The sequence below is a fragment of the Vibrio sp. IB15 genome, assembly GCF_016406055.1.
GTDB lineage: Bacteria > Pseudomonadota > Gammaproteobacteria > Enterobacterales > Vibrionaceae > Vibrio > Vibrio chagasii.
Genome location: NZ_JAEFCE010000058.1, coordinates 23,052 through 29,334 on the forward strand (window position 1 = coordinate 23,052; position 6,283 = coordinate 29,334).

At 44.3% G+C, this 6,283-nt stretch carries 8 protein-coding genes; 2 read left to right on the plus strand and 6 right to left on the minus strand.

Going from position 1 to position 6,283, the window contains the following annotated elements:
- The first annotated feature begins 253 nt into the window (after positions 1–253).
- Positions 254–1,399, plus strand: coding sequence for a glycosyltransferase family 4 protein (locus JC606_RS18585; RefSeq protein ID WP_137407005.1), 1,146 nt, complete (start codon positions 254–256; stop codon positions 1,397–1,399).
- A gap of 102 nt (positions 1,400–1,501) precedes the next feature.
- Here the strand turns inward: JC606_RS18585 and JC606_RS18590 are convergent, their stop codons facing one another.
- From JC606_RS18590 to JC606_RS18610, 5 genes are all read right to left on the minus strand, one after another.
- Positions 1,502–2,284, minus strand: coding sequence for a ribonuclease H1 domain-containing protein (locus tag JC606_RS18590; RefSeq protein WP_137407006.1), 783 nt, complete (start codon positions 2,282–2,284; stop codon positions 1,502–1,504).
- Between the two features lie 81 nt (positions 2,285–2,365).
- Positions 2,366–2,671 (minus strand): NIPSNAP family protein, encoded by a 306-nt coding sequence (locus JC606_RS18595; RefSeq protein ID WP_137407007.1) that lies wholly within the window; start codon positions 2,669–2,671, stop codon positions 2,366–2,368.
- 53 nt (positions 2,672–2,724) lie between these two features.
- Positions 2,725–3,054 (minus strand): AzlD domain-containing protein, encoded by a 330-nt coding sequence (locus tag JC606_RS18600; RefSeq protein WP_198779148.1) that lies wholly within the window; start codon positions 3,052–3,054, stop codon positions 2,725–2,727.
- Between the two features lie 2 nt (positions 3,055–3,056).
- The gene (locus JC606_RS18605) at positions 3,057–3,785 is read right to left on the minus strand and encodes an AzlC family ABC transporter permease (RefSeq protein ID WP_137407009.1); all 729 of its coding nucleotides are present in this window, start codon (positions 3,783–3,785) and stop codon (positions 3,057–3,059) included.
- 104 nt (positions 3,786–3,889) lie between these two features.
- Positions 3,890–4,723 (minus strand): AraC family transcriptional regulator, encoded by an 834-nt coding sequence (locus JC606_RS18610; RefSeq protein ID WP_198779149.1) that lies wholly within the window; start codon positions 4,721–4,723, stop codon positions 3,890–3,892.
- Between the two features lie 248 nt (positions 4,724–4,971).
- On the opposite strand from JC606_RS18610, the gene JC606_RS18615 reads away from it, so the two are divergent.
- Positions 4,972–5,310 (plus strand): hypothetical protein, encoded by a 339-nt coding sequence (locus JC606_RS18615; RefSeq protein ID WP_137407011.1) that lies wholly within the window; start codon positions 4,972–4,974, stop codon positions 5,308–5,310.
- 93 nt (positions 5,311–5,403) lie between these two features.
- Here the strand turns inward: JC606_RS18615 and JC606_RS18620 are convergent.
- A partial coding sequence (locus tag JC606_RS18620) for an IS3 family transposase (protein WP_198779150.1) occupies positions 5,404–6,283 on the minus strand: 880 nt, incomplete at its 5' end.

Here is a 6,283-nt window from a genome sequence, read left to right on the forward strand (position 1 = left end):
GTACTGCATGTTCTGTGCCGTATTCCATGACCTACTGGATCGCTTTCATATCAGCCACCTATGTGCCCTTTTGCAAAATGACAAATAGCATTGAAGCATGCTCAATTCGAAATTGATTTCCATTTTGAGAAAAACAGGGTTAACCGTCATATAAGATCAAGAAAAGCATCAAAAAGCCTCTCCCAAAAGAGCTTTAATCTTGGTTCGCATCTTGCTTAGTTAGCTGTAGTGACCTTCGTCAAGGGAGAGAAAAATGAAGAAAGTAGCGTTCATTGCGCCGACATACCCGGTACTTAGCGAAACTTTTATCCAAACGGAAGTGGAATCCTTGAAAGCTTGTGGACACGACGTCTGCGTAATGACATTCAAAATTGAAAGCAGCGAAAAATCGTTCGACTACGATATTGTTAAAATCGGCCAAGATGTTCGTATGGGCAAAATAACCCGCATTAATTGGTTAGGATTTGTCAAAGCACTGTCATTTGTCTCAAGACAAAACAGCATGCCCAAGAAGTCTCTTTTCGGGTATGGGTTTAAGCTAGCTTTACAACTTGCAGAAAAAGACATTGACCACGTACATGCGCACTTCTGCCAACACACTACTGCACATGCCATTGTCGCTGCCAAGCTGCTTAACATTACCTGCTCATTTGTCGCTCATGGGCATGATGTTTACGAGTTTGCTTATGACATTGAACACAAAATATCTTCAAGTGATTTCGTGATTGCTGTGTGCAAAGACATGCTTAACGACTTCAACCACATGGCGAAAGGGAACATTAAATTGTTGCACTGTGGTGTGAACACCAAACAGTTTAAGCTACAACCTAAAAACGACACCAAGCTCCTACGCCTAATCTTTCTCGGTCGACTGGTTGAACAAAAAGGCGTTCATCACTTAATCGACGCACTCGAGCCTATTGCTGGGCCACTCAACATCCATTTAGATATCGTCGGCACGGGGGATTTAGAGGCGCAATTAAAAATGCAGGTCAATCATCAAAATCTGACTCGCAACGTTACTTTCCACGGGGCTCAAACACACGAATGGGTGAAAAAGAATTTGCCCAAGTACGACACTTTAGTAGCGCCGTTCTGTTTTTCAGAAACAGGCTGCGTCGATACCGGCCCCTTAGTTCTGAAAGAGGCCATGGCGGTTGGCGTACCCGTGATCACCACAAACATCATGGGCTGCAAAGAGATTGTCACTCCAGAGACTGGCTTTTTAGTGAATGAGAAAAGCGTAGAGGAATTAAGAGAAACCATCGAGCGGCTGGCTCAGCTAAGCAGTGACGAGAGAGCAGAAATGGGGATGAGAGCCAGAGCACGAGTTGAGACTATGTTTAACTCTCTCAAGCAAGCCCAGCAGTTGTCTAACTGGATAGAGAACCCAGCTTAGGGTCAGCTAAAGCTGTCGAGTAGAATAGAAAATAAAACAAAGCGTTACATTGCTCAAAGCGGTAACGCTCTAGATAGTTCGTACTCTCACGAGCAGTGCTTGTTAACCCGCGCGCAATGCTAAGATCTCTGCAAGATCGTCCGTTTCGGTATAACGGCTCAAACCTTGCTCTTTCGAAGAGATCGCCACAATAGACATTCGGTCAGCAAGCTCATTGCCCTCAATACCGACGTGACCGTTCACATGGTAGATAGTGATTTGAGAAGCGAGCTCTTGATAAAGTGCGTAAGCGGCTTTAATGATATCGAGGTTTTTTATCTCACCACCAGATTTAGTCCAGCCCTTTTTCTCCCAGCCTGATGCCCACTTAGTAATGCAGTCTATCGAATATTTTGAGTCGCTATAAATCGCCACAGACAGCCCAGCTTTCAGCTTCTCTTTCGCGAGAATAAAGGCCTGTTCTAAACCTTGTAGCTCAGCAGTATTATTAGTCCCCATCGGTTGGTACAAGCCATACCATAGCTCAGTGAGATCATTATTCAAATAAACCGCTAAACCCGTTCCCGCTTCGCCTGGGTTAGGCTCACATGCACCATCAGTAAAGATTTTAATATCAAATGGCATGTCAGTAATTTGCTGCTGAGAAAGAGGTGGAGTCTTTGACTTGTTTGCACCACTGGACTTCTGAAATGCAGACTTAGAACCTGAGGTAGACTTAGTCGCAAAAGACGAGCTACCACCAAAGGCAGATTCAGCTTCTCCCAGTGTTGGAAACGATTTATATCTCGCGCCCGCAAAACCATCGACCTGCGCTTTACACTCATTCCAAGTGGTAAAGATACCCGGTTTACGACCTTTCCAAACCACATAATATTTCTTAGCCAAATTAACTCCTTACCAAAAACTGACAACACAAACAGTGAAGCAATACATTAGAAGTCACCAAGCCACGTCTTGCAAGGTCAATCACTCAAAAACGGGTCTAAAGAAGCTGCGCTCATAACTCACAATACAGTCAACTTCATCCGCATATTCAAAAGCTCGAATACACTCCGGGTCTTTTAAGGATAAGGTTCGATACTCTTCATAGGCCGCTAAACTATCAAACGAAAACAGTGCCATCGCAATATTGTTCGCGCCTTCAGATGGTAGAAAGTAGCCATTGTGCTGACCGCCAAATTTAGCCACCAAAGGAATCCACATTTTTGCGTAGTTCTCAAACTCCTTAATCTTTTTAGGATCAATTACATATCGAACATAACAAGTAATCATATATCGCCCTCAAATAACAAATAACAAATAACAAACCAAATTTAGATTGGCCATCAAGAGAATAAGAAATCAATCGCCACAAGGTTGTAGATCAAGAACACCGCCATACTGACACCAATGGTTAGCAGTACATTTCCTGTTTTCCATATCAGCAAACCTGTTAAAAGAGCCCCGATTAAATACGGGTTTTCAAAACTTGGCCAAAATGTCTGCTCTGGGGCAAACACAATCGGCCCCCAGATCGCAGTCAGTACCGCAGGGCTCGAATAACGTAATAAACGTCGCGCCGTTTGGTTGAGTCGAAGCGGAATCGCTGGCTCTAGAAATAAGTATCGGCTAAAAAACACAATCGCTGTCATCAGTAATATCGTTAACCAGATCATCTCTATTTTCCTTCCATGATTGGCTTTTTGCCGTTATTGCGTTCTTGAAATGACTCACTGAAAAAGCCCGCTAACATGCCAGCAATTGCTGCAATCATGAGCCCGCCTTCAACGTTATTCACCGACATAGCAACCGAAGTCACCAATGAAACCAACACGCACACCACAACAGGCAGTGTTCTGATTAACGGGAATACCAACGCAATAAAAGTCGCGGCAACCGCAAAGTCGAGGCCAATTTCATTGAGGGATGGGATTTGGCTTCCAGCGACAATGCCAACGAAGCTCGCTATGTTCCAAACCAGATAAAAGCCGCCGCCAACACCCGCGGCATACCAACAATTAAACTCTTGCTGAGACTGCCCACTACAAATCGCAAACAGCTCATCTGTTAACCAAAAGCCAAGCAATAAGCGCCATCGAGCAGGAAGGTGACTGATTTTGTCGCGCATCGACACACTGTATAAAAAATGCCTTGAGGTGATGAACAGTGTGGTCAGCAACATGGTGCCAAGGCCAATGCCTGCTTTGAACATCCCTGCCGCGACCAGTTGTGCGGAGCCGGCAAACAAGATCGCTGACATCGCTAGTGCTTGCAGTTGATTCAATCCAGCATCAATAGCGTATGAGCCAGCTAAGATTCCCCACGGTATCACGGCGATACTCAGAGGCATTCCCGCTAAAACGCCCTTCCACAGCTGTGTTCGCCTATCCATCTTTTGATTGTCCATATTGTTCTTTTCTCTCTTCACATTGGCTATTCAATGTAAAAACACCTGAGTGGATTCGATTGTACAAACTTGCTCGATCAAGCGACCGTATTTTTCGCCGACATTCAAAACATCTTAATGTATTGCCCCGGCGTGTAACCATTGGCCTTTTTGAAGTGCCGATGAAAATGGCTTTGGTCGTGAAAACCACACTCTTGGGCAGTATCTGAAATGGTATGCCCTTGCTTTAACAGTTTGCGAGACAGCCTCAAACGAGACTGGATCTGGTAAGCATGGGGAGGAAGGCCAAACTCTTTCTGAAATGAACGAACTAAATGAAATGGACTTAAGGCCGCCAATTTCGATAACTCTTCCAAAGAGACATCAGCCTGCGGAAAGTCATCTAAAAACTCTTTAACCAGAACAAGTTGTCGCTGGGTTTTACTATCCAACTGAGGTTTAAGACTCGACTTGCCATGTCGGCTAATCAACTTAACCAACATCCCATACATTAAGGTTTCACGGAGCAGCCGATTATCCGATTCATCAATCGCGTTAAACACTAGCCTAAGTTGATTGGCGAGTTCAGGGTCTTCAACGACCGCTCTAGGGAAATAAGGGGCACCATAATTAGGAAGGTTTAGTTCTTGAGTAATTTTGGCCAGTTGCTCAGGGAGCGGATACATGGCGCGATAAGCCCAACCGCCTTCCGTTGCCGAATGACCGCTATGTACCTCGTCAGCATTGACCAGAATAATAGCGTCTTGTGGTGCGATATGGTGACCACCTGTGCGATAGAAACGTTGAGCGCCCTGCTCGATAACCCCAAGCGTGTACCCCTCATGGCTATGACGTGAGAAGTTCTGCTTTTCGTATTCAGCATTAAGGATTTCAATTCCGCCGAGCTCCTCAGCGACTTTATATTCGGCCTTTTCTTTAGAACGTTTCTTGTTCTCCATAACAATTCCCAAGCCTGTTAATTATCGAACGACTTATCAGTCTACTCTATAGGCTCTTGTAGCTTTTGTACAAAATTGCGCTTTTGGTCGGTAATACTGTTTTTAGCTTTAGATTCAAAGCTCGGGATAATGCTTTCTAATTGCGAGCGAGGTCGTGCTACGCTGGTACTTGGCGAAAAATTGACAAATGAATGGCTGAATCATGCCAATAATTCTCACCCACCATAAGCTGCCCTTAGAGAGATATAATGAAAAAAACCGTAGCACTTCTGTTCTTCTTAAGCCTATCAGGCTGCACTCATAACCAGTCGAAAGCGTTAAGCATGAACTCTTCGTCCGTAAATTCATACCCGCAGTCGATGTCGAACCTACAACTGTGCGACACCTTGTATTACGGAAGGCCGAGTAATCAAACACTGGCAGCTATTGGCAGCGAATTTAACCGCAGAGGTCTATCAAAGCGTTGGTGTGATACCGAAACCAATAAACTTTATTTAACCAAGACAATTGATTGGGTTGCTGAACAAGTCGAAGGTAAGGAAGATTCTGAGGAAGAAACGTCGGCAGTGGTGTTGCCTGCGAATTAAGAGATTGAAGCGTGTTGGACAAGACATTTGGAAAGCTTCAGATAGCAAAAAGCCGCTCGTTATGAAGTGACCCCGTAAAGTTGGACATTTCTGTTAAGCGGCTTTCAAGGCCTGAGTTCGATATTCTATCGGAGTCAGGCCTTTTAGTTTCACTTTTATACGTTTGGTATTGTAGTACTCGATGTATTCTTTAATTTGCTCTATCAGAGCATCTGCATCTTCAAAGCTTTGGTTGTGATACATCTCTGTTTTGAGTAAAGCAAAAAAGTTTTCAGCAACCGCATTATCCAAGCAGTTACCTTTTCTCGACATGCTTTGCGTTAACCCACTCTCCGCTATCTTTTTCTGATACTGTCGATGGCGATATTGCCAACCTTGATCGCTATGTATAATTGGCTTTGAGTTGGGTTTCAGCTTTGATATAGCCTCCGCCAGCATATCCGTGACAAGCGGCAAGCAGGCATTTTTGGCCACTCTATAAGCAACCACCTCCTGAGTAAACAAGTCGACAACGGGAGACAAGTATACTTTCTGCTCTTTTACTTTGAACTCCGTGACATCAGTTACCCATTTTTCATCGGGTTGAGTCGCACTAAAATCTCTTTCAAGCACGTTAGGAGCTACTGTTCCAGACTCTCCTCGATATGAACGATACTTTTTAATCCTGACCGTCGATTTAAGGTTGAGCTGAGCCATAAGCCTTTGAACCGTTTTGTGATTAAGCATGACCCCCTGATTTTTTAGTTCCAAGTGAATACGGCGGTAGCCATATCGTCCCTTATGCTCATGATAAATTGACTTTATCAACCGCAGCTCACGTTCGTAGCTATTTGGGCGCTTGCTCGTTTGAGCCTGGTAATAAAAGACACTTTTTGCCAGCTGTAGAGTGTGCAGTAAGTGTTTTAACGGGTACTTGCCTTTAAGAGTTAGAGCTATCATCGCTTTTTCTTTGTTCGACGGTTTTTTTCCTGCT